This window comes from Pseudarthrobacter sp. SSS035, assembly GCF_023273875.1.
GTDB lineage: Bacteria > Actinomycetota > Actinomycetes > Actinomycetales > Micrococcaceae > Arthrobacter.
This window is the reverse complement of sequence record NZ_CP096882.1, coordinates 2120801-2143582: the sequence shown is the minus strand read 5'-3', so window position 1 is coordinate 2143582 and position 22782 is coordinate 2120801. Positions and strand designations below refer to the sequence as shown.

Sequence of the window (22782 nt, the reverse complement as noted above, 5' to 3'; positions counted from 1 at the left end):
CCCTTAGTTTCCGGCGGCAGTGGCCGCGGATGAGTCTGCGTAACGGCTGGCCGGGCGCGTCAGTCCCAGGACGTCCCGGAACGTGCCGTCAAGGAGCGGGGCACGCAGTGCGCCGCGGCGCCGTAGTTCGGGCAGGACCAGCCGTGAAAGTTCGTCCAGTTCCAAGGCGAGCGACGCCGGGTGGAGGCGCACGCCGTCGGCCTCCGCCAGGAGTGCCTGAAGGAGGTCAGCGAGGCCGGCAGCGGTGCCGGCGTAGCGCGCGCGGCCACTCTCGGAGCCGGCCGAGCGCTCGGCGGCGGCCAGCCCGCGGGCGTCCAGGACGACGTCGAGCTCGGCGATGACCGCCACGGACACTCCCAGCCGGCTTCGAACATCCCGGATTTCGGCGGCGAGCAGTTCGGCCGTCGGTGCGGTGACGAGCACGGCGTCAACGGCGTCCGCCGAAACCTGCCCCTCGCCCACCAGCGACGCGGCAGCAAGCACCGGCAGCTGCCCCTGCAACGGCCTGGGAATGATGGACGGGCCCTTGACCGAGTATCCGGCCCCGGCAAAATCCGCCGGTGTTTCATAGTCCGCATAGTGCAGCTTGTCCACGTCGATGTACCGGCCGGTGGCGACGTCGCGGATGACGGCGTCGTCCTCCCAGGAGTCCCACAGCCGGCGGGAAACCTCAATCGAGGCGGCTGCCTCCTGTGCAAGCGCGGCGCCGGTGACGTTGCGGCGCCCGACGGCGGCTGCGGCCTCCGGTGATTCCGCTGCGGTTGCGATCCACCCGGCACGGCCGCCGGAGACGTAGTCCAGGCTCGCGAGCTGGGTAGAGACGTGGAACGGCTCGGTGTGCACCGTGTCCACTTCGGGAACCAGGGCGATGGTCCGGGTTAACGGCCCGGCGTAGGCGGCGCGCTGCAGGGCGTTGGTCCGCCCCGCAACGGGCGCGTCGGTGAAGGTGACTGCGTGGAAACCCGCGGATTCAGCGGCGAGGACGGCTTCGGCGAGGCTCGCGAAGTCCCCGCCATCCCACCCTGCTCCGTCGAGTTCGATGGCCAGGAATCCGGCGTGTCCCGCTTCGGTGGTGTGCTCTTCTGGGGTGCTCACTGCTGGTCCTGACGTTCGTAGGGGATCTTCTCGCCGGCCTCGATGGCCACCGGCAGCCGGTTTTCCGCAGGCGGCAGCGGGCAGGTGGCGAGGTCGGTGTAGGCGCACGGCAGGTTCACCGCGCGGTTGAAGTCCAGCAGCACTGTCCCGTCCGCGGCAGGGACCACCGACAGCGAGCGGTTGGCCGCGTACGTGGTCTTGCCGGAGGTCTGGTCCGTGAACAGCACCGAGAGGGAGCCCGGGGCGTGGCCGTTGAACGCGGTCAGCGCCAGCTCCTGGCCAGCCAGCTTGAAGCGGATCTCGCCCGGCGCCTCGTAGACATGCTGGATGCCTTCGACGGCGGCACCCACTGTGGTGGCGCGCGGCTCCTCGAACGGCACGAACGTACCGGTGACTGCGAAGGCCTGTTCCGGTTCGTAGGCGGGTGTCCCGGTGTAGCCGGTCAGCAGCGCGTTTTCAGGGTGACGAGGGCGGACTATGTACTCTCCGCCGCGTTTGGCCAGTTCGACGACGGTGTCTCGGGAGGCCAGGTTGATGCCGCCGCGCTCCTCGATGGGCCCGAACTCCAGAGTGGCCCCCGACGCGCCGTTCAGTTCCTTGCCGTCCCGCTGCAGGCTTTCGCCCGACTCCAGGACCACGCGGACGACGTCGGCATCCGTACTCCAGGTGCCCGGGGCACCTTCCAGACGCGTGGCTTCGCTGCCCAGCCAATGCAGGTGGGTCACGGCCAGGAAGCCATGCGGATGGGCGCGGTGGCGCTCATGGGCAGCGTGCCAGTCTTGCCAGTCAGCTTCAAAGGATTCAAGGGCGGTGTCAGTGTGCGTGGGCATGAGTGCTCCTGCTCGTGTTGTCGGTGGCGCCAGTGCAGGCTAATTTGGGCCGGCTGCCGTAGGGATCTTCGGCCTCCCACAGGGTGGTGGGGGCGGCGGCCCGGACGGCGGGAATCACTTCCAGCGCGAACCGTTCCAGGATCTCCAGCTGCTGTTCGAAGGGCAGCGTGGTGGGCAGCGAGATGGACTGCAGGTCGTGGCCGTAGTGCGAGTGGTAGCTGAGGATCTTGTCGATCACCTGTTCCGAGCTGCCCACCAGGGCCGGTCCCTCGGCGACGGCGTGCTGGATGTCGCGGAAGGGGGAGTTGTTCCCGGGGACGTTGCGGTTGGCCGTCAGTGCCTCGTAAACCGGGCCGAACTGGCGGATGGCTTCCTGCGTGGTGTCGGCAATAAAAACGCCGCCGGCGCCGCTGCCTGATCCCAGGAATTGCTGCTTGGAATCGTGGCCGTGACGCTCGTACTCGGCACGGTAGTGATCGATCAGGACCTGGTAGTTTTCCCGGGGCTGGATGGCGTTGGCGGTGAAGAGCGGGTCGCCCCATTTTGCGGCCAGCGCGGCGGACGTCAGGGTTGTAGCAGACCCGTGCCAAATCCGGGGCGGCCCGAAAAACGGCCGCGGCGTGGTGGTGGTCGGCTCGGTCAACGGCTCACGGAAGCGGCCGGACCAGGTAACGCCTTCCTCGCGCCAGAGCCGCCGCAGCAGCCCGTACTTCTCGGCCAGGAGGTCCCACTGGTCTGCCAGGTCCAGGCCGAAGAGGGGGTACTGCAGCACTTCGTTGCCCTTGCCGATCACCAGTTCCAACCGGCCGCGGCTCAACTGGTCGATCGTCGCGTAGTCCTCGGCCACCCGGACGGGATCCAACACAGCCAGGACTGTGACGCCGCTCTGCAACCGGATCCGGTCCGTGACGGCGGCGATGGCCGCCAGAACGGTGGTGGGCGAGGAGGAAATGAATTCACCGGCGTGCCGCTCCCCTACCGAGAAGCTGTCGAAGCCCAGTTCCTCTGCCCGGCGCGCCGTTTCCACCACCTGGTTGAGCCGGTCCGCCGTGGAGACAATCTCTCCGGTCAGGGGATTCTCGAGGTGCGGGATGATGTCCAGGACCTGGAACTTCACTTTTTAGCCCCGGTCTGGGCAGCGGCGAAGGTTTCCTCTGTGACGGTCTTGGACTCCGGCAGCGCCTCCTCGGAGAGCCCCCAGCGTTCCAGCACCTCGGCGTAGGATCCGTCCTTGATGGCGGAGTTCAGCGCGTCGGTGAGCACGGGTGCCAGGCCGTTGCCGCGGAGCGTGGTGGCGGCCACGAGCGTTTCGGAGGGCCAGCCGGCGTTGACCTTGCCCACGATCTTCAGGTCGTCACGGGTGTTTTCGCGGTACACCGTGGACGGGTACGGGGCGATGTTCAGGTCGGTCCGGCCGGAGGAGAGCGCCAGGATGGTGTCCGCGTCCGAGGAGTAGTACTGCAGGACCGCGGGCGCCCTGCCCTTGCCTTCCAGCTCCGCGTTCCACGCCAGCAGGATCTTTTCCTGGTTGGTGCCCGAGCCCACGGAGATTCTCAGGCCGGAGATGTCGTCCGCGCCCTTGATGTCATAGCTGGCGGATTTCTTGGCCTCGAAGCCCATAAACGCGGCCCGGTACGTGGCGAAGTCGAACAGCTTCACCCGGTCCTTATTGACGCCAACGTTGGAGAACCCGGCCTCGAAGTCCCCGGACTGGGTCTTCAGCGGCCAGTTTTCCCAGGACGTCACCTGGATATCAAGTTCCAGCCCCAGTTTGTCCGCCACCAGCTGGGCGATGTCCAGCTCCGAGCCGATGGCCGTCTTGTCGTCCGTGGCATGGAAGGACAGCGGGATGGAGCCCGCCGTGGTGGCCACGGTCAGCTTGCCGTCCTTCCCGATCAGCTCCGGCACCTTGGCCGCGAGCGCCGCGTCCTTCTCCGCCCGGACCCGCTGCTGGTCCGGCGAGGTGTTGTAGACAACACCGTTGCGGGCCGCCGTCGTGGACGTATCGCCGGACGCGCTGGAAGCGGAGGCACCGGGATCTGAGCAGGCGGACAGCGCTGCGGTGCCAAGAAGTACGACGGCGGGCAGGGCCACCAGGGGGCGCACCCGGCCACCGCGGCGGTTAAGGTCTGTGAAGAAGGCCATGGGAAGTTCCTTTAGATGTTGAAGGCCGGTTCGAGCACCTTGGAGAGGAAGCTCCGGGTGCGCGGTTCCTGCGGGTTGGTGAAAATCTGTTCCGGACTGCCCTGTTCCACGATCTGGCCCTCGTCCATAAACACCACGGTGTCCGCCACGTCGCGGGCGAACCCCATCTCGTGGGTGACGATGATCAGGGTGGTGCCGGACTTCGCCAGTTCGCGGATGACGTCGAGGACCTCGTTCACCAGCTCGGGGTCCAGGGCGGAGGTGGGCTCGTCGAACAGCAGGATTTTCGGGTTCAGCGCCAGTGCACGGGCAATGGCCACGCGTTGCTGCTGGCCACCCGACAGCTGCCGGGGGTATGCGCCGGCACGGTCTTTGAGGCCAACGCGGTCCAGGAGTTCCAGGCCTCGGCGGCGGGCCTCCTCCTTGGACCGGCCCTGCGCGACGACGGGCGCCTCTGCCACGTTCTCCAGCGCGGTGAGGTGCGGGAAGAGGTTGAAATTCTGGAACACCATGCCGATTTCGGTACGCTGCTTCAGGATCGCCTTTTCGCGCAGCTCGTGCAGGCGCTTGCCCCGGACCTCATACCCCACCAGCTTTCCGTCGATGACGATGTGGCCGCCGTCGACTTTTTCCAGGTGGTTGATGGTGCGCAGCAGGGTGGATTTGCCGGAGCCGGACGGACCCACAATCACGGCCACTCCCCCGGGCTCGACGGTCAGGGTGATGCCCTTGAGGACCTCGGTGGCTCCGAAGGATTTCCGGACTTTGGTGATTTCCACGAGGCCGCGGGTGGGTGCCGAAGCAGCATCGGGTGCAGTGATGGAGGTCTGGCCGGCGATTACGGTGCTCAACGGGGGCTCCTTGCACGGTTGGGTGCCACGGCGTGGGTGGCGAAGAATTTGCGGGCCTTCTGGAGCGGCGTCAGCGGCAGGATCCGGACGGCGCCTTTGGAGTAGTGCCGTTCGATGTAGTACTGGAAGACGCTGAGGACGGAGGTGATCACCACGTACCAGAGCGTGGCCACCAGAAGCAGCGGCAGGACCTGCTGGGTGCGGTTGTAAATGACCTGCACGGTGTAGAACAGCTCGGAATAGGCCAGGACGTACACAATGGAGGTGCCCTTGACCAGGCCGATGATCTCGTTGAAGGCCGTGGGCAGGATGGCCCGCATGGCCTGCGGCAGGACAATCCGGGTGGACCGGCGCCAGGCGGGAATGCCCAGCGCGGCGGCGGCCTCGAGCTGCCCCTGGTCCACGGACAGGATGCCGCCACGGATGATTTCAGCCGAGTAGGCAGCCTGGTTCAGGGTCAGTCCCAACACTGCTGCCGCAAACTGGCTGATCAGGGTGGTGGTCTGCACCTCGAAGAAGCGGACGTCCGTGAACGGGATCCCTAAGCTGATTTTCTCGTAAAGGTAGCCCAGGTTGTACCAGAGGAGCATCTGCACCAGCAGCGGAGTGGAGCGGAAGATCCAGGAGAACGTCCAGGCGACAGAAACCAGCAGCGGCGAGGCGGAGAGCCGCATCAGCGCCAGGATGAAGCCCAGGACAAACCCCAGCAGGCCGGAAATGGCCGTCAGCTTGAGCGTCTCCAGAAGCCCGTTGACCACGGACTGGGCGGTGAACCACTGCGCCACCACGCCCCACTCCCAGCGCGGATTGGTGGCCAGCGACCACGCAATGGCAACGATGCCGAGGGCTACCGCTGCCGTCCCCACCCAGCGCCACGGATGCTTCGCGCCCACCAGGGGGAAACCGGAGTAGTCGGTGGCCGGCCCACGGGATCCCGGGTTCGGTCCGGACGGACCGGAAGTCAGGGCCCCGGTGGACGCCGGTTCGGAGGACGGCCGTGCTTTTGCTGACTGTGCTGACTCTGCCGGCTGGGCCACGTCGGTTGCTGCTGAACTCATGCGCCACCTCGCTTCTGATGCGTCGGGATTTTCGGTGCCGGATCGGGTTGCTCCGGGCTGCTGGCTGCAAATCTAGGGCGGCCAGGAAAGGGGCAGCAAGGCAGCAGGTTGCATAACTTCACCCGGCTTCGCACAGCGTCATGAGTCGGTTTTTTGCGTCTCTTGACCTGCTGTGACGCGGAGTTAACGGGCATTACCGGCCCGTCGACCGCCGCCTTCAACGCTGCCTAGCATGGGCACTCAGCCACCCGTCCAGGCGGCCCCGCCCACACCGTCCCATTCCCGACCACACCGACCACCCCGACCCGATCAGGAGCCACCATGCCAGCGAATGCCCCCTCGGTTGTCTTCATCGGCGGCGGTCCGCGGGCGGCAGGGGTGCTGGAGCGGCTGGCCGCCAACCGCGACGAACTGTTTCCCGGACCGCTGGACCTCCACGTGGTGGAACCGTTTGAGCCGGGTTCGGGGCGGATCTGGCGCTACGACCAGCACCCCGGCCTCATGCTCAACTCGGCCGCCGCGGACGTTACCATGTTCACCGATTCCTCCGTGGCGTGCGAAGGCCCCGCCATCGACGGGCCTGGGCTCGCCGGCTGGGCCGCCGGCGTCCTCGACGGGTCCATCACGGACGTACCGGACTTCCCCCTCGCCATCCGCCAGCAGCTCCGTGCCCTCACGGGCGCCACTTTCCCCACCCGCCAACTCCACAGCCAGTACCTCGAGTGGTTCTTCCGCCGGGCTGTTGCGAAACTCGGCGGAACGGTCACCGTCCACCGCACCACCGCCGTGGCCGTCGAGCGTGCCGGTGACTTCTCCTTCCCAACCGCGGACGACGCCGGCACGCACCTCGTGCGGCTGGCCAACGGCGGGACGTTGCGGGCCGACGTCGTGGTCACCGCACTCGGCCACACGGACTCGCAGCCGGACGCCGCGTCCGCCGGCTGGTCCGGCTTCGCCGCCCGGCACGGCGCCTTCCATGCGGCACCCAGCTACACCACCGACGTCGACTATTCAGCCCTTGCGCCCGGCCAGGACGTCATCGTTGCCGGGATGGGCCTGGCGTTTGTGGACCTGACGGTGCTGCTGATGGAAGGGCGCGGCGGCAGATTCGAGGAAGCGCCCGACGGCGGCCTGCGGTACCGCGCGTCCGGCAGGGAGCCGCGGCTGTGGGCCGGGTCGCGGCGCGGGGTGCCCTACCACTCCAAGATTTCCGCGGCCCTGCGCGGCGAGGCTCCCGGTGGCCTGCGCTTCTTCACCGCCGCAGCCGTGGACGCACTGCTGGAGCAGCACGCCGAGCTCGATTTCCAAGCCCACCTGTGGCCGCTCATCGCCAAGGAAGCCGGCTACGGGTACTACCGGGAGCTGTTCACCGGCAGCCCGGACCGTGTGCGCGCCGGCTGGCCGGAGTTTTCGGCCCGCTTCGCCGGGCTGGAGTGGTACAGCACCGCACGGGAGGAACTGGTGGCAGCAGCCGTCCCGGACCCCGCCCTGCGCCTGGACCTCGAAGCCCTGGACCGGCCCTTCGTCGGGGCGTTGTTTGGCGGATCCGCCGACGTCCAGCAGGCCGTGGCCCGGTACATCGAGCAGGATCTCGCCCTCCGCGACAGCCCGGACCATCCTGAGACGCTGGCCCTCTTTGTGGCGCTGCTGATGGTGTACATGGAATTGGGCCGTCTGGTCCCGGCCGAGCGGCTCAACGCCCTGTCCCAGCAGACCGTCCACGGCTGGTGGCACGGATTCTTCAGCTTTGTGGACTCCGGGCCGCCCCCGCGGCGGCTGCGCGAGATGCTGGCCCTGCACCGGGCCGGGCTGCTGCGGTTCCTGGGCCCGGGCCTTAGCGTCACGGCGGATGAGTCCACCGGCGAGTTTGTGGCTACGTCCCCGCAGGCAGGATTTACCGTCCGGACCGCAGCGTTCATCGAAGCGCGCCTGCCGGCTACATCGGTGGCCCGGTCGCTCAACCCGCTGCTGGCGTCGCTGCACCTGTCCGGGCTGGCAAGCGAACAGCTGCTGCTCACGGCGGACGGCATCCACTCCACCGGAAAGCTGCTCGTCTCGGACCGGCACGAGCTGCTGGACGGGCACGGCCGGGCAGCCGGCCGGCTCTTCGGCGTGGGGCAGGGAACGTCCGGCTGGGGCGCCGGCGCCTTTGCCAGGCCCGGCACCAACGCCGCCCCGTTCCGCGAGAACGACGCCCTGGCCAGGACAGTCCTTGGCGTCGCGGCGGACCTGGCTTCGTCCCGCCCGGCTTCCTCCCGCACAGCCGGCCAGACCGCACCTGCCGAACCCGCCGCCGTCGGAAGGGCCTGAACAATGAACGTGAAAACCAGCATCGCCAGCCCGGCAGCCCTGAACCGGGCAGCACTGGACAGGTCCGACCTCACCGTCCTGAACCTGCCCATGCACGATCCGCGGGTCCGCCCGCTCCTGGATGAACTGGCCGTGGAATACGATTCCCGCTACGGTGACCTCTTTGGCCGCGGCGCCGCGGCCGACGAACTCAACCGCTACCCGGCGTCGGAATTCAAGGGACCGGGCGGTGCGCTGCTGGTGGTCCAGGAAAACGGCGAGTCCATAGCCGGCGGCGCGTTCCGCCGGTACGACAACGAGACGGCGGAGTTCAAGCGGATCTGGACCCACTCGGCGCACCGCCGCCGCGGCCTCGCCCGTTTCGTCCTGGCGGAACTGGAGGCCCTGGCGGCCCGCCGGGGCTACCGTCGCGTCTTCCTGACCACCGGTCCGCGCCAGCCTGAAGCCAAGCACCTGTACCTCACCTCGGGTTATGAGCCGCAGTTCGACCTGGACCAGGATCCGGAGATCATCAGGTCGCTCGCGTTCACCAAGAATCTCCCGGCGGCCCCGCTAAGCTAGCGGCATGGCCAACAAAACCACTGCAGAAAAGCTCGCCACCATCCAGAAGGGCTACACCCTGGAGGGTGCCACCATCGAGTTGGGTGCCGCCATTGTTGACGGCGAACTCCACAAGGAAGCCCAGGTCCGCCTGCCGCTGGCCATGATGAACAGGCACGGCCTGGTAGCCGGCGCCACCGGCACCGGCAAGACCGTCACGCTGCACATGATGGCCGAGCAGCTGTCCTCGGCCGGAGTTCCCGTGTTCCTCGCGGACATCAAGGGTGACCTGTCCGGCCTGGCCACTGCGGCCGCCGGCAGTGACAAGCTGAAGGCGCGCACCGACAGCATCGGCCAGGACTGGGCCAGCAAGACATTCCCGGTGGAGTTCCTGGCCCTGGGCGGCGACGGCAACGGCATTCCCGTCCGTGCCACCATCACCTCGTTTGGCCCCATCCTGCTCTCGCGTGTGATGGAGCTCAACGACACCCAGGAATCCAGCCTGCAGCTGGTCTTCCACTTTGCGGACAAGAACAACCTTGAGCTGATCGATCTCAAGGACCTCCGCGCGGTCATCCAGTTCCTCACCTCGGACGAGGGCAAGGACGAGCTGGAGGAACTGGGCGGCCTGTCCAAGGCCACCGCCGGCGTCATCCTCCGCGAACTGGTGAACCTCGAAGCGCAGGGCCTGGAACGGTTCTTCGGCGAGCCTGAGTTCGACACCGCCGAGCTGCTCCGGACCGCCCCGGACGGGCGCGGCGTCATCACCTGCCTGGAGCTGCCCACGCTGCAGACCAAGCCGATGCTGTTCTCGACCTTCCTGATGTGGCTGCTGGCGGACCTGTTCGAGGACCTCCCCGAAGCCGGCGACCTGGACAAGCCCAAACTGGTGTTCTTCCTCGATGAGGCCCACCTGCTTTTCAACGGCGCATCCAAGGCCTTCCTCAACGCCATCACCACCACGGTCCGGCTGATCCGCTCCAAGGGTGTGGGGATCTTCTTCGTCACCCAGACCCCCAAAGACGTCCCCGCCGACGTCCTGGGCCAGCTGGCCAACCGCATCCAGCACGCCCTCCGCGCCTTCACCCCGGAGGACGCCAAGGCCCTGAAAGCCACCGTGTCCACCTTCCCGATGAGCGACTACGACCTTGAGGAAACACTCACGTCCTCGGGGATCGGCGAGGCCGTCATTACCGTCATGAATGAGAAGGGCGCCCCGACGCCGGTCGCGCACACTCGCCTGCGCGCCCCGGAATCCGTCATGGGCCCCAGCACCGACGAGCTCATCAAAAGCACCGTGGGCGGGTCCGCCCTGCTCGCCAAGTACGGGACCGCGGTGGACAATGTGTCCGCGTACGAGAAGCTCACGGGCAAGGCCGCTGCGCCCACCGGCGGGGCAGCACCGGGTCAGCCCCCGGTCCCGGGGACTTCCGGGCAGCCAGGTCCGGGGCAGGCAGGTTCGGACCAGGCCGACGTCGACGCCGAGGCCCGCAGGATCGAAGAGGAAATCCTGGGCCGGCCCAGCAGCCGTCCCGCGCCGGATCGTGGTGCCGGCACTGATGCGCCTGCGCGGCGCGCACCGGAGCCTGCGGCCCCGGCCGGCGGCGGGATGGTGGGCGACATCGCCGGTGCGCTCGGCGGGGCACTGGGCGGCGGGCTGAAGAGTATGGTCCGTTCCCTGGGCACGCAGCTTGGCCGGGAGCTCCTCCGCGGCGTCTTCGGCACCTCGTCCCGGCGCCGCCGGTAGGCAAAACCGGACGATGTCCCGCCCTGGACTTCCCGCCGTCGGGCATCAGGAAAGCCGCCGCACCCCGCTACACGGGGCGACGGCGACACCTGTGTTCAGCGGGCTTGCAGGTAACGTAAGTGAAGTGCAGATGAGTCAGGCGTTGGTGAGGATGGCAGCAGGGTGGCTGCTTGGCCTCATGCTTGCCGTGGCCGCGGCCGTCGTTGGGGTCAACGTCGTGAACAATACTGTGGCGAGTCCACAGCAGCCTGTCCGGGAGTATCTGGACGCCCTCCACGAGGGCGACGGCGGCAAGGCGCTCGGTCTGTTGCGGGCCACTGTGCCGCCCAGCAACGCCGCCATGCTCGACGGCACAGCGCTGCAGACGGCCTCTTCCCGGCTGGCGAACGTCAGCATCGGCGATGCCGAGGAACGCTCGGGCAACCAGGTCATGGTGCCCGTGCAGTACACGATCGATGGCAGCAGGCTTCGCACCGAGTTCCTGCTGGAGAAGACCGGCACCGAATGGCTGTTCTTTAACACGTGGGCGTTTGTGCCGTCGCGACTGCCCACAGTGGGCCTGACGGTGGTCAACGCCAGCGAAGCCAACCTCAACGGCGTGCCGGTGAACATGCCCCAAGGCAGGAATTCGTTCGCCGTGTTCTATCCGGGAGAATACGAAGCCTCTCTGAACGGTGAATACTTCGCCGCGCCCGCCACACGCGCCACGGTGACATCCCGCGATGTCCCGGCGGCTCCGTTGAACCTGCTGACCGAGGCCACCGACCAGCTGCGGAAGGATGTGGGCGCGAAGGTCCAGGAGTTCCTGGACACCTGCGCCGCCGAAGCCGTGAAGCAGCAAAAGCTGCAGCCGGACTGCCCCTTCTACTTCGCCAGCACCAACAACGTGGACGATGGCACCATCAAGTGGACCATCACGGAGTACCCGGAGATTTCCATCGAGCCCTTTGGCGGCCGCTGGGTGGTTGCCCCCCTCGACGGGAAGGCCAAGGTGGAGGCGGTCCAGCAGAGTTCCTTCACCGGCGCCTGGTCCCCGCTCAACGCAGAGGTGGACTTCAGCTTCACCACCCGCCTGGACGTCGCCGGCGACACCATCAGGGTCACCCCGCTCCTGAGCTACTAGCGTCAGGGCCAGCGGGCGGCCTGGCCCCGGGCCTGGCGCGCAAAAGGCTGCCTCCCGTGACGCGAAGTCTCGGGAGGCAGCCTTTTGTCTAAACCACGACGGCGGTGATCAGTCCATGCCGCGCAGGTCCAGGACCAACTCGGTGTCGCCGTCGTCCGTCAGGAGAACCGGGATGCCCCAGTCCTGCTGGTACAGGTGGCAGGCGGCGTGGTCCGGGATCTCGCCGTCCGCATCCTCCGGGCCGTCGCAGGCCGCGGCGCGGGCGGTGATGTGCAGGATGCCCTCCGGAATGTCGGAAGCCAGTTCCAGCGTGCGGAGGAGCCCCACCGAGGTTCCTCCGCCGGCCACAAGCAGCTCCGGCGGGGTGGAGGAGATCTTCAGCTGCGTGGGGTCGCCCCAGCGGTCGTCGAGCTTCTGCCCGGTGGGCGCGGTGAAGCGCACGGTCAGCTCGAGCAGCCCGGGGGCGACCGGGCTCTTGGGCCGGTGAGTCTGCGAGGCGCCCTCGTCCACCTGCTGGGCTTCCTTGGGGATGGGCACGTAGACCAGCTGGTGCTTGTTGGCCTCAACCACCACCAGCAGCGGCTCGGAGCCAGCGGCGTGCGTGTGGTCCACAATCACGTCGGAGGGTTCCGAAAGTCCGCGGGCCAGCGTGGACACGGTCCCCGCGGCGGGGTCGTAGCGCCGCACAGCACCGTTGTAGGTGTCGGCGATGGCAATGGAGCCGTCGGGCAGGACGGTGACGCCGAGGGGGTGCTGGAGGCGTGCCTCGGAGGCGGGGCCGTCGCGGAAGCCGAAGTCGAACAGGCCCTTGCCCACGGCAGTCACGACGGTGACCGTGCCGCCGTCGTCAATGACCAGCTTGCGGATGGCGGAGGTTTCGGAGTCCGCCACCCAGATGTTGCCGTCGGCGTCCTCGGCCAGGCCGGAGGGCTGAGCGAACCAGGCTTCGTGGGCGGGCCCGTCCAGCAAACCCTCCAGGCCGTTGCCGGCAATAATTGCCACGGCGCCGGTGAGGGGGTCGAAGCTGAAGATCTGGTGCGTGCCGGCCATGGCGATCACCACCGCGTTGAGCTTGGTGGACCAGACGACGTCCCACGGCGAGCTGAGGGACACTTCCAGCGGGTGCTCGCTGAGCTGGCCCGTGAAACCGGCAGCGTCTTCGTCCACGCGCGCGGGGCCGGTTTCCAGCAGGCGCTGCACACCGTTGCCAACAATCGTCGTGGCCTTGCCGTCCGTGAGCGAGAGCCCCCGGAGGCGGTGGTTGACGGAGTCTGCAATCACGACGTCGTAGCCCGCCTTCGCTGCCACCTCTTCCGGAAGCAGCACGAGGCCCTGCGGCTCGTTGAACCGTGCGGTCGGCTGGACGGAGTCGACGGCGGCCGCCGGGCCGTCAGCGTGTCCCTTGGTTCCGGAGCCGTAGGTGCGCAGCACCGTCTGGAAGTCGTTGCCCAGCTCCACGAGACGGTGGTGGCCCGTGTCGGTTACCAGCCAGGAACCCCCGGTGGCGGTATCCGCGGCAGCCGGAGTCCCGCCGTCGGACGCTTCCTGCACGCCTGAACCCTGGGCGCCTGAACCGGGTCCGGCGGAACCGCGCCTGGCGGGCAGGAACAGAGCCTTGCCGGGGAAGCGCAGCGTGCCCGAGGTCGCTTCCGGCGCCACGTACGGGCCGGAGCCGCGGTGCAGTGTGCCTTTGGCCTCGTGCTCGGCGATCAGCTCGGGGACGAGCACGGCCAGGCCGTCAGCGTGGCCTTCGCCGGACAGGTGCGCCACGATGTAGCCCTCGGGGTCGATGACCACCAGGGTGGGCCAGGCGCGCGCCGTGTACGCCTTCCAGGTCTCCAGCTCGGGGTCGTCCAGGACGGGGTGGTGGATCTCGTAGCGTTCCACGGCGGCGGCCAGGGCCACGGGATCTGCTTCGTGCTCAAACTTGGGCGAGTGGACGCCCACGGTGACCAGGACGTCGGAGTACTGTTCCTCGAGCGGGCGCAGCTCATCGAGGACGTGCAGGCAGTTGATGCAGCAGAAGGTCCAGAAGTCGAGCAGCACGATCTTGCCGCGCAGGGCTTCGAGGTCCAGCGACTTGCCGCCGGTGTTGAGCCAGTTGCGGCCCACCAGTTCGGAGGCGCGGACCCGGTGTTGGGTGCGTACGGTTTCGCTCATCAGCGTCCTTCCAGCTTTGAGTTGCGTTCAGCCAATCTGGCATCGCGTTCAGCCAATTTGGCAAACATATCGTTGTAAGCAGTGAGATCGGCGTCGTTATTCCTGTCCGCCGCCCGATCGGTCCGCTTGGACTCCCGGGCATCGGAGCGGGACCACATGATCGCGACGCCGATGGCCACCAAGAGCGTGGGCACCTCGCCGATGCCCCAGGCCACGGCCCCGCCCATCTGCTGGTCCAGGAGAGCGGACGGCCCCCAGGCGCGGCCAAGGTTGCCGAAGTAGTCGGCCGCCAGCAGGCTGGTGCCGCCCATGATGGCGACGCCGAAGAACGCGTGGAAGCCCATGGTCGCCAGCAGCAGGAGCAGGCGCATGGGATACGGTGCGCGGCGGGGCAGCGGGTCAGTGCCGATCATGGTCAGGATGAAGATGTAACCCGTGAGCGTGAAGTGCAGGATCATGAGCTCGTGGCCCACGTGGTCCCGCATGGCAAAGCCGAACGCGTCCGAGTAGTAGAACAGCACGATGGAGCCCGCGAAATTGGCCGCCGCGAAGATGGGGTGCGTGACCAGTTGGGAGAACTTGGAGTGGATAAACACGAGCAGCCACTCGCGCGCCCCACGGGTGCCGTCGCCGCGGGCAGGCAAGGCCCGCAGGGCCAGCGTCGCCGGGGCGCCGAGCACCAGGAAGATGGGTGCCACCATGGTCAGCGCCATGTGGTCCACCATGTGCGCGGAGAAAAGGATCCTGCCATAGACCGACGGCGGCCCTGATGTGATGTAGGTCAGCACCAGGAGGCCGATCACCCAGTTCACGGCGCGGAACCACTGCCACTTGTCGCCGCGTCGAACCACCTTGGCGACGCCCAGGAAGTAGGCCACCAGCCCGAAGAGCACTACGGCCACCCAGAGCCAGTCAAAGCGCCATTCCGTCAGCCAGCGTTCCGGCGTCAGTTCAGGCGGCAGCTCGTAACCGGTGAGGATGAAGGCCGGCGACGCGTCCGGTGCAAACGTGGTGGGCTGCGGCGGGGCCGACCGGCTCAGGGCCACGGCGACGCCGGAGGTGGCTCCCATAACCAGGAGTTCCACGAGCACCAGCTGCCACAGCACACGGCGTGAGGACATGGCCGAGCCTTTGCGGCCGAGCTGGGGGATGACCCATTGCCGGTGCATCAAACCGATGCCGCCAAGGACCAGGGTGGCTGCCGATTTCGCGAGGATCAGCTGTCCGTAGGGGGAACCAAAAAGGTCACCCCAGTTGGTGATGCGGATGCTGGCATTGATGACGCCGGAGGCAAAGACGAGCACAAACGCAAAGCCGGCCAGGGAGGAGAAACGCCGCAGCGTCGGTTCGGTGATGTCAGCGGCGGCCGCGGGCTTCGAGCCAGTCAGGATTCCCGACAGCAGCGCCAGGACGACGATGCCGCCAACCCACGCGCTGACGCCCACAAGGTGCAGGCCCAGGGAGTTGATGGCGCCTTCATGGTCCGACGAGCTTGAGGAGTGGCCGATCAGCGCGGCGGGAACCAGCCCGGCGAGCGCCAGGATCAGCGTGAGGGCAAGGCCGCCAAGGGATCTGACACCGAAGAGCGCCGTGGTCACCACGGCCGCGATGATGGTCACGCTCAACCATGCCCGGCCGGTCTCGATGTCCGTCATGAAGTACACCAGGGCGCGGGTGAACTCCGCGTCCCCGCCAACGGCCTGTCCGGCAACGTCTGAGTAGGTAAGGACCAGCACGGCCACCGCTGACAGCGTCCAGGCAGCACCCGCAGCGGCAGCAATGGCCAGGGCCCGGGCGAACGCCGGATGTTCCTGAGCGTCGCCGGTGTGGGTCCGCGACCGGGGACCCGCAGTTCTGGGGAGGATGCCGACGGCGAAGATCAGTCCGCCGATCACCGTCGCCAGTGCCACGTTGTGGATGGCCTTGCTGACGGGCAGCCCCCAGCGGACCAGTGCCCCGGGGTCAGAGACCTCACGGGCCGCGGCGGCGCCGGAGAAAAGGAGCGCCGCCGTCAGTCCCAGGAAGAGGGCCGCAAGGCCCGCGAGCTGCCACGGACGGGAAATCCCCACGACGCCGCCGGCCCTGGCCGAGGCGCCCCTGTCGGGGCCTGGCTGGGGTGCTGCGGGACTGGATTTTGCTGCAGAAGGCACCTATCCATTGTCCGCTACGGGTGCCCGCGCGGCGAATCGGATTAAAGCAGAATCGGCTTAAAGCAAAGGAGCGGCAACCCTGAGGTTGCCGCTCCTTTGCTGCTGTTGCTGAAGAAGACTACTTCTTCTTGGCGACTGCAGCCTTCAGCTTGGAGCCGGCGGTCAGCTTGACGCTGTGGCCTGCCGCGATCTGGATGGTCTCGCCGGTCTGCGGGTTGCGGCCGGTGCGTGCTGCACGGTCGGTGCGCTCAACTGCGAGCCAGCCCGGGATGGTGATCTTCTCGCCGGCGGCGACGGAAGTCTCGAATACCTCGAACAGTGCATCGAGGACGGAGTTGACGGCTGCCTGGCTGGTGCCGGCCTTGCCTGCTACCTCTGAAACAAGTTCACTACGGTTCTTAGCCATTGATGTCCTCCTGGACGGTCACGATTTCTGGAGCCTGAACGCGGCATGCGTGCAAGCCACTCTTCGAAAACTTACCAGCTTGGGCCCCCGAGGTCCGCAAATTCCGCGTGTTTCCGCCCTTTTTTGACTAAAATCACCGGATTTCCGGGAAATTGCCGGGGAATTGCGCCCACAGCGGACGCTCTCTCAGTTCGTGCGACGTTCAGCCGGACGCTGTGTCACTTCGGGTGCCGGGGTGTGTGGTGCACGACGGCGGAGCGTGTGGTGGGGTGCCGGGTCGGGGTGCCGGGGGTGGTGCCGTGTTTTCGGTCGGGGTGTGGGGTTTGTGTGTTAAATGGGAGAGCCCCCCAACCTGGTGGTTGGGGGGCTCTCGACCGTAATGATGTTCCGGCGGTGACCTACTCTCCCACACCCTCCCGGGTGCAGTACCATCGGCGCTGTGGGTCTTAGCTTCCGGGTTCGGAATGGGACCGGGCGTTTCCCCCACGCTATGACCGCCGTAACCCTTGCTCCGCACCCGTTGGCTGTGCCGTGGGGTGGGAAATCTGTGGTTACAACATGCTTCCTGCCGGTTAAGGCAGGTGTGGTGTTGTTATTGTGTTGTGTTTTTGTTCCCTGCAACAAGCCGGTGTCGGGTTTGTTGTTTGGGAACCACATAGTGGACGCAAGCAGTCTTGTTATCTTCGTACCACCCCTGGGTGTAAACCTCTTTTGAATAGGTTTACGGGGTGGTGTGTGGTGTAAGTTATCGGCCTATTAGTACCGGTCAGCTTCACGAGTCGTTAGTCCTCGCTTCCACATCCGGCCTATCAACCCAGTGGTCTGGCTGGGGGCCTCTCACACACAAGGTGTATGGAAATCTCATCTCGAAGCGAGCTTCCCGCTTAGATGCTTTCAGCGGTTATCCCATCCGAACGTAGCTAATCAGCGGTGCACTTGGCAGTACAACTGACACACCAGAGGTTCGTCCGTCCCGGTCCTCTCGTACTAAGGACAGCCCTTCTCAAATTTCCTGCGCGCGCAGCGGATAGGGACCGAACTGTCTCACGACGTTCTAAACCCAGCTCGCGTACCGCTTTAATGGGCGAACAGCCCAACCCTTGGGACCTACTCCAGCCCCAGGATGCGACGAGCCGACATCGAGGTGCCAAACCATGCCGTCGATATGGACTCTTGGGCAAGATCAGCCTGTTATCCCCGAGGTACCTTTTATCCGTTGAGCGACGGCCATTCCACAATGTACCGCCGGATCACTAGTCCCGACTTTCGTCCCTGCTCGAGATGTCTCTCTCACAGTCAAGCTCCCTTGTGCACTTACACTCGACACCTGATTGCCAACCAGGCTGAGGGAACCTTTGGGCGCCTCCGTTACTTTTTAGGAGGCAACCGCCCCAGTTAAACTACCCATCAGGCACTGTCCCTGACCCGGATTACGGGCCGAAGTTAGATGTCCAAAGTGACCAGAGTGGTATTTCAACGATGACTCCACCCGAACTGGCGTCCGGGCTTCAACGTCTCCCACCTATCCTACACAAGCCACTCCGAACACCAATACCAAACTATAGTAAAGGTCTCGGGGTCTTTCCGTCCTGCTGCGCGTAACGAGCATCTTTACTCGTACTGCAATTTCGCCGAGTTTATGGTTGAGACAGCGGGGAAGTCGTTACTCCATTCGTGCAGGTCGGAACTTACCCGACAAGGAATTTCGCTACCTTAGGATGGTTATAGTTACCACCGCCGTTTACTGGGGCTTGAATTCTCAGCTTCGCCGTAAGGCTAACCGGTCCTCTTAACCTTCCAGCACCGGGCAGGAGTCAGTCCGTATACATCGTCTTGCGACTTCGCACGGACCTGTGTTTTTAGTAAACAGTCGCTTCCCCCTGGTCTCTGCGGCCCCGATCCCCTCCCACCAGCAAGTGGTGTTCAAGGTTGGGGCCCCCCTTCTCCCGAAGTTACGGGGGCATTTTGCCGAGTTCCTTAACCATAATTCTCTCGATCGCCTTAGTATTCTCTACCTGATCACCTGTGTCGGTTTGGGGTACGGGCGGCTAAAACCTCGCGTCGATGCTTTTCTCGGCAGCATAGGATCACCAAATCCCCCCGTGAGGGGGTCCCATCAGATCTCAGGCATCATGAACGGCGGATTTGCCTACCGTTCGCCCTACATCCTTAGACCGGGACAACCATCGCCCGGCTTGGCTACCTTCCTGCGTCACACCTGTTAATACGCTTGCCTCCCAGGATCAGGTCCCGCGCTCCACCAAAACCCACATCACCCCGAAGGGTGGGCGGGCAGGCATCGGGCGGTTAGTATCCCCTGTTCAACATGGACGGTTTTTCGCCGGTACGGGAATATCAACCCGTTGTCCATCGACTACGCCTGTCGGCCTCGCCTTAGGTCCCGACTTACCCAGGGCAGATTAGCTTGACCCTGGAACCCTTGATCATTCGGCGGACGGGTTTCTCACCCGTCTTTCGCTACTCATGCCTGCATTCTCACTCGTGTAGGCTCCACCGCTGGTTTACACCGCGACTTCACTGCCCACACGACGCTCCCCTACCACTCCAGACGCCTGAACCAACCCACAAGGGGCGGCTTAGCTAATATCTGAAATCCACAACTTCGGCGGTGTACTTGAGCCCCGCTACATTGTCGGCGCGGAATCACTTGACCAGTGAGCTATTACGCACTCTTTTAAGGATGGCTGCTTCTAAGCCAACCTCCTGGTTGTCTTCGCAACTCCACATCCTTTCCCACTTAGCACACGCTTAGGGGCCTTAGTTGGTGGTCTGGGCTGTTTCCCTCTCGACTATGAAGCTTATCCCCCACAGTCTCACTGCTGCGCTCTCACTTACCGGCATTCGGAGTTTGGCTGACGTCAGTAACCTTGTAGGGCCCATTAGCCATCCAGTAGCTCTACCTCCAGCAAGAAACACGCAACGCTGCACCTAAATGCATTTCGGGGAGAACCAGCTATCACGAAGTTTGATTGGCCTTTCACCCCTACCCACAGCTCATCCCCTCCATTTTCAACTGAAGTGGGTTCGGTCCTCCACGACGTCTTACCGTCGCTTCAACCTGGCCATGGGTAGATCACTTCGCTTCGGGTCTAGATCACGCCACTGCAACGCCCTATTCAGACTCGCTTTCGCTACGGCTTCCCCACACGGGTTAACCTCGCGACGTAACACTAACTCGCAGGCTCATTCTTCAAAAGGCACGCCGTCACAACTACAAGGTTGCTCCGACGGATTGTAAGCACACGGTTTCAGGTACTGTTTCACTCCCCTCCCGGGGTACTTTTCACCTTTCCCTCACGGTACTGGTCCGCTATCGGTCATTAGGGAGTATTTAGGCTTATCAGGTGGTCCTGACAGATTCACACGGGATTTCTCGGGCCCCGTGCTACTTGGGATACTCTCCAGGCGGCACAAAACATTTCGGTTACGGGGCTCACACCCTCTCTGGCCGGCCTTTCAAGACCGTTCACCTATGCCTGCACATCACACCTCACCAGTCCGGCAGAACTGGTATGGAAAGTCCCACAACCCCGACCATGCAACGCCCGCCGGCTATCACACATGGAACGGTTTAGCCTGATCCGCGTTCGCTCGCCACTACTGACGGAATCACTATTGTTTTCTCTTCCTGCGGGTACTGAGATGTTTCACTTCCCCGCGTTCCCTCCACGCACCCTATGTGTTCAGATGCGGGTCACCAGGCAGCTCGCGCCCCTGGCGGGGTTTCCCCATTCGGACACCCTGGGATCACAGTCCGGTTATCGACTCCCCCAGGCTTATCGCAGATTCCTACGTCCTTCTTCGGCTCCTAATGCCAAGGCATCCACCGTGTGCTCTTAAAAACTTGACCACAAAAGATCAAAAAAACTAATTTACGAGAGAACCATGAAAACCACCCACACCCAAAAGAGTGCGGACAGATCCAGGTTCATAATTCTTGGAAATTGCTTCTTATAAAAGATGCTCGCGTCCACTATGTAGTTCTCAAACAACAACCCCAAACCACACACCCCACACACAACCCCAAAAGGTCAACCGTGTGATCGGTGCAGCCAGGAAACCAGAAACAAACAAACCCGACAAAACACACCACAACCCGTAAGCTGCAGCCCATCCTCCCGGCCCTGTTGCCTCAGGACCCAACAGTGTGCCAAACACTAAACCACCCATACCCGCACCCACACCGTTCCAGGACACCCTCAAGAGGGGATCCGTACTGGGCGAGGCACAAAACAAGCGGCCGCTATTCGTTGATATTCCACCCTTGAGCACCCGCCGCAGAACAATCGTCTGCGCAACGGGCATATACTCCTGACAAACCCCCACACCACATACATGGCATGAACAATCCGTAGGTGCTCCTTAGAAAGGAGGTGATCCAGCCGCACCTTCCGGTACGGCTACCTTGTTACGACTTAGTCCCAATCGCCAGTCCCACCTTCGACAGCTCCCTCCCACAAGGGGTTAGGCCACCGGCTTCGGGTGTTACCAACTTTCGTGACTTGACGGGCGGTGTGTACAAGGCCCGGGAACGTATTCACCGCAGCGTTGCTGATCTGCGATTACTAGCGACTCCGACTTCATGGGGTCGAGTTGCAGACCCCAATCCGAACTGAGACCGGCTTTTTGGGATTAGCTCCACCTCACAGTATCGCAACCCTTTGTACCGGCCATTGTAGCATGCGTGAAGCCCAAGACATAAGGGGCATGATGATTTGACGTCGTCCCCACCTTCCTCCGAGTTGACCCCGGCAGTCTCCTATGAGTCCCCGCCATAACGCGCTGGCAACATAGAACGAGGGTTGCGCTCGTTGCGGGACTTAACCCAACATCTCACGACACGAGCTGACGACAACCATGCACCACCTGTAAACCGACCGCAAGCGGGGCACCTGTTTCCAGGTATTTCCGGTTCATGTCAAGCCTTGGTAAGGTTCTTCGCGTTGCATCGAATTAATCCGCATGCTCCGCCGCTTGTGCGGGCCCCCGTCAATTCCTTTGAGTTTTAGCCTTGCGGCCGTACTCCCCAGGCGGGGCACTTAATGCGTTAGCTACGGCGCGGAAAACGTGGAATGTCCCCCACACCTAGTGCCCAACGTTTACGGCATGGACTACCAGGGTATCTAATCCTGTTCGCTCCCCATGCTTTCGCTCCTCAGCGTCAGTTAATGCCCAGAGACCTGCCTTCGCCATCGGTGTTCCTCCTGATATCTGCGCATTTCACCGCTACACCAGGAATTCCAGTCTCCCCTACATCACTCTAGTCTGCCCGTACCCACCGCAGATCCGGAGTTGAGCCCCGGACTTTCACGGCAGACGCGACAAACCGCCTACGAGCTCTTTACGCCCAATAATTCCGGATAACGCTTGCGCCCTACGTATTACCGCGGCTGCTGGCACGTAGTTAGCCGGCGCTTCTTCTGCAGGTACCGTCACTTTCGCTTCTTCCCTACTGAAAGAGGTTTACAACCCGAAGGCCGTCATCCCTCACGCGGCGTCGCTGCATCAGGCTTTCGCCCATTGTGCAATATTCCCCACTGCTGCCTCCCGTAGGAGTCTGGGCCGTGTCTCAGTCCCAGTGTGGCCGGTCACCCTCTCAGGCCGGCTACCCGTCGTCGCCTTGGTGAGCCATTACCTCACCAACAAGCTGATAGGCCGCGAGTCCATCCAAAACCACAATAAAGCTTTCCACCCCCCACCATGCGATGAGGAGTCATATCCGGTATTAGACCCAGTTTCCCAGGCTTATCCCAGAGTTAAGGGCAGGTTACTCACGTGTTACTCACCCGTTCGCCACTAATCACCGGTGCAAGCACCGGGTCATCGTTCGACTTGCATGTGTTAAGCACGCCGCCAGCGTTCATCCTGAGCCAGGATCAAACTCTCCGTTGAAGTAAAACAGACACAACCACCAACCCCGGAAATAACAGGATAAAATGGCTGCACAAAATTTGAAACCAGCTGTAAAAACCAGACCACACCACGGGGTGGCATAATCCAGTCAATTCAACCAATTCAATACAATAAATTGGTATCAACAAACTTGGCACACTATTGAGTTCTCAAACAACAGACACACCCGGCACCACCACAACCAATCGGCCGTGGATCGCTCCGGAGCAACTTTTCAAACTTACCCGGTTTCCCGCCCCGATGCAAATCCATATTCCAGGACCCGCACCAGCAGAAAACACATCCCCACCAAACAAAGGCGCTCAAAAGAACAACCAACATTTGGTCTTGAATTAGGGGGTTTGGCCGCCCGCGGTAACCAGCTCTTCGCTGTTCCCCTCGCGGCGACTTAGAAAACAATACACCCACCCAACCCCCACCGCAAATCCACCCC

Annotated in this window: 13 protein-coding genes and 3 rRNA genes; 4 read left to right on the top strand and 12 right to left on the bottom strand. The window is 64.2% G+C overall.

The window, feature by feature from the left end; all coding sequences use genetic code 11:
- Positions 1–3: 3 nt before the first annotated feature.
- From MUN23_RS09835 to MUN23_RS09810, 6 genes are read right to left on the bottom strand one after another with little or no spacing between them, the layout of a single operon-like run.
- Positions 4–1095 carry an LLM class flavin-dependent oxidoreductase gene (locus MUN23_RS09835; protein ID WP_248763608.1) on the bottom strand — a complete coding sequence of 364 codons (1092 nt, stop codon included), beginning with the start codon at positions 1093–1095 and terminating at the stop codon, positions 4–6.
- Positions 1092–1925: a DUF1684 domain-containing protein gene (locus MUN23_RS09830; protein WP_248763606.1), complete on the bottom strand. Its 834-nt coding sequence runs from the start codon at positions 1923–1925 to the stop codon at positions 1092–1094. The genes MUN23_RS09835 and MUN23_RS09830 overlap by 4 nt, the downstream gene beginning before the upstream one ends.
- Positions 1909–3042: an LLM class flavin-dependent oxidoreductase gene (locus MUN23_RS09825; RefSeq protein ID WP_248763605.1), complete on the bottom strand. Its 1134-nt coding sequence runs from the start codon at positions 3040–3042 to the stop codon at positions 1909–1911. The genes MUN23_RS09830 and MUN23_RS09825 overlap by 17 nt, the downstream gene beginning before the upstream one ends.
- Positions 3039–4070: a transporter substrate-binding domain-containing protein gene (locus MUN23_RS09820; RefSeq protein ID WP_248763603.1), complete on the bottom strand. Its 1032-nt coding sequence runs from the start codon at positions 4068–4070 to the stop codon at positions 3039–3041. The genes MUN23_RS09825 and MUN23_RS09820 overlap by 4 nt, the downstream gene beginning before the upstream one ends.
- 11 nt (positions 4071–4081) lie before the next feature.
- Complete coding sequence (locus MUN23_RS09815) at positions 4082–4921, bottom strand: amino acid ABC transporter ATP-binding protein (RefSeq protein ID WP_305886585.1); 840 nt, start codon at positions 4919–4921, stop codon at positions 4082–4084.
- Positions 4918–5979: an amino acid ABC transporter permease gene (locus tag MUN23_RS09810; RefSeq protein WP_248763602.1), complete on the bottom strand. Its 1062-nt coding sequence runs from the start codon at positions 5977–5979 to the stop codon at positions 4918–4920. Before MUN23_RS09810 ends, MUN23_RS09815 begins: the two co-directional genes overlap by 4 nt.
- A 321-nt stretch (positions 5980–6300) precedes the next feature.
- Between MUN23_RS09810 and MUN23_RS09805 the strand changes: the two genes are divergently transcribed.
- The 4 genes from MUN23_RS09805 (at position 6301) to MUN23_RS09790 (ending at position 11699) form a co-directional block, all read left to right on the top strand.
- Positions 6301–8289 (top strand): FAD/NAD(P)-binding domain-containing protein, encoded by a 1989-nt coding sequence (locus MUN23_RS09805; protein ID WP_248763600.1) that lies wholly within the window; start codon positions 6301–6303, stop codon positions 8287–8289.
- Positions 8290–8292: 3 nt separating this feature from the next.
- Positions 8293–8850: a GNAT family N-acetyltransferase gene (locus MUN23_RS09800; RefSeq protein ID WP_371876010.1), complete on the top strand. Its 558-nt coding sequence runs from the start codon at positions 8293–8295 to the stop codon at positions 8848–8850.
- Positions 8851–8854: 4 nt separating this feature from the next.
- Complete coding sequence (locus MUN23_RS09795) at positions 8855–10576, top strand: helicase HerA-like domain-containing protein (protein ID WP_248763599.1); 1722 nt, start codon at positions 8855–8857, stop codon at positions 10574–10576.
- A 130-nt stretch (positions 10577–10706) separates the two neighbouring features.
- Positions 10707–11699: a hypothetical protein gene (locus tag MUN23_RS09790; RefSeq protein ID WP_248764044.1), complete on the top strand. Its 993-nt coding sequence runs from the start codon at positions 10707–10709 to the stop codon at positions 11697–11699.
- 108 nt (positions 11700–11807) lie between these two features.
- On the opposite strand, the gene MUN23_RS09785 is transcribed toward MUN23_RS09790, so the two are convergent.
- The 6 genes from MUN23_RS09785 to MUN23_RS09760 form a co-directional block, all read right to left on the bottom strand.
- Positions 11808–13859: an NHL domain-containing thioredoxin family protein gene (locus MUN23_RS09785; RefSeq protein WP_248763598.1), complete on the bottom strand. Its 2052-nt coding sequence runs from the start codon at positions 13857–13859 to the stop codon at positions 11808–11810.
- Entirely contained in the window at positions 13859–16009 is a 2151-nt protein-coding gene (locus MUN23_RS09780; protein WP_248763597.1) for a cytochrome c oxidase assembly protein, read from the bottom strand. Before MUN23_RS09780 ends, MUN23_RS09785 begins: the two co-directional genes overlap by 1 nt.
- A gap of 118 nt (positions 16010–16127) precedes the next feature.
- Positions 16128–16415 carry an HU family DNA-binding protein gene (locus MUN23_RS09775; protein WP_056341443.1) on the bottom strand — a complete coding sequence of 96 codons (288 nt, stop codon included), beginning with the start codon at positions 16413–16415 and terminating at the stop codon, positions 16128–16130.
- Positions 16416–16800: 385 nt separating this feature from the next.
- Positions 16801–16917: ribosomal RNA gene (gene rrf / locus MUN23_RS09770) — 5S ribosomal RNA — on the bottom strand.
- A 233-nt stretch (positions 16918–17150) separates the two neighbouring features.
- Positions 17151–20286, bottom strand: a 23S ribosomal RNA gene (locus MUN23_RS09765).
- 516 nt (positions 20287–20802) lie between these two features.
- Positions 20803–22328: ribosomal RNA gene (locus tag MUN23_RS09760) — 16S ribosomal RNA — on the bottom strand.
- The 16S, 23S and 5S rRNA genes sit together here, the layout of an rRNA operon.
- Between the last annotated feature and the right edge of the window lie 454 nt (positions 22329–22782).

Coding starts and splice junctions, on each gene's coding strand:
- MUN23_RS09805 (WP_248763600.1), top strand. CDS start 6,301: ATGCCAGCGAATGCCCCCTCGGTTGTCTTCATCGGCGGCGGTCCGCGG.
- MUN23_RS09775 (WP_056341443.1), bottom strand. CDS start 16,415: ATGGCTAAGAACCGTAGTGAACTTGTTTCAGAGGTAGCAGGCAAGGCC.
- MUN23_RS09790 (WP_248764044.1), top strand. CDS start 10,707: ATGAGTCAGGCGTTGGTGAGGATGGCAGCAGGGTGGCTGCTTGGCCTC.
- MUN23_RS09820 (WP_248763603.1), bottom strand. CDS start 4,070: ATGGCCTTCTTCACAGACCTTAACCGCCGCGGTGGCCGGGTGCGCCCC.
- MUN23_RS09785 (WP_248763598.1), bottom strand. CDS start 13,859: ATGAGCGAAACCGTACGCACCCAACACCGGGTCCGCGCCTCCGAACTG.
- MUN23_RS09795 (WP_248763599.1), top strand. CDS start 8,855: ATGGCCAACAAAACCACTGCAGAAAAGCTCGCCACCATCCAGAAGGGC.
- MUN23_RS09800 (WP_371876010.1), top strand. CDS start 8,293: ATGAACGTGAAAACCAGCATCGCCAGCCCGGCAGCCCTGAACCGGGCA.
- MUN23_RS09830 (WP_248763606.1), bottom strand. CDS start 1,925: ATGCCCACGCACACTGACACCGCCCTTGAATCCTTTGAAGCTGACTGG.
- MUN23_RS09810 (WP_248763602.1), bottom strand. CDS start 5,979: ATGAGTTCAGCAGCAACCGACGTGGCCCAGCCGGCAGAGTCAGCACAG.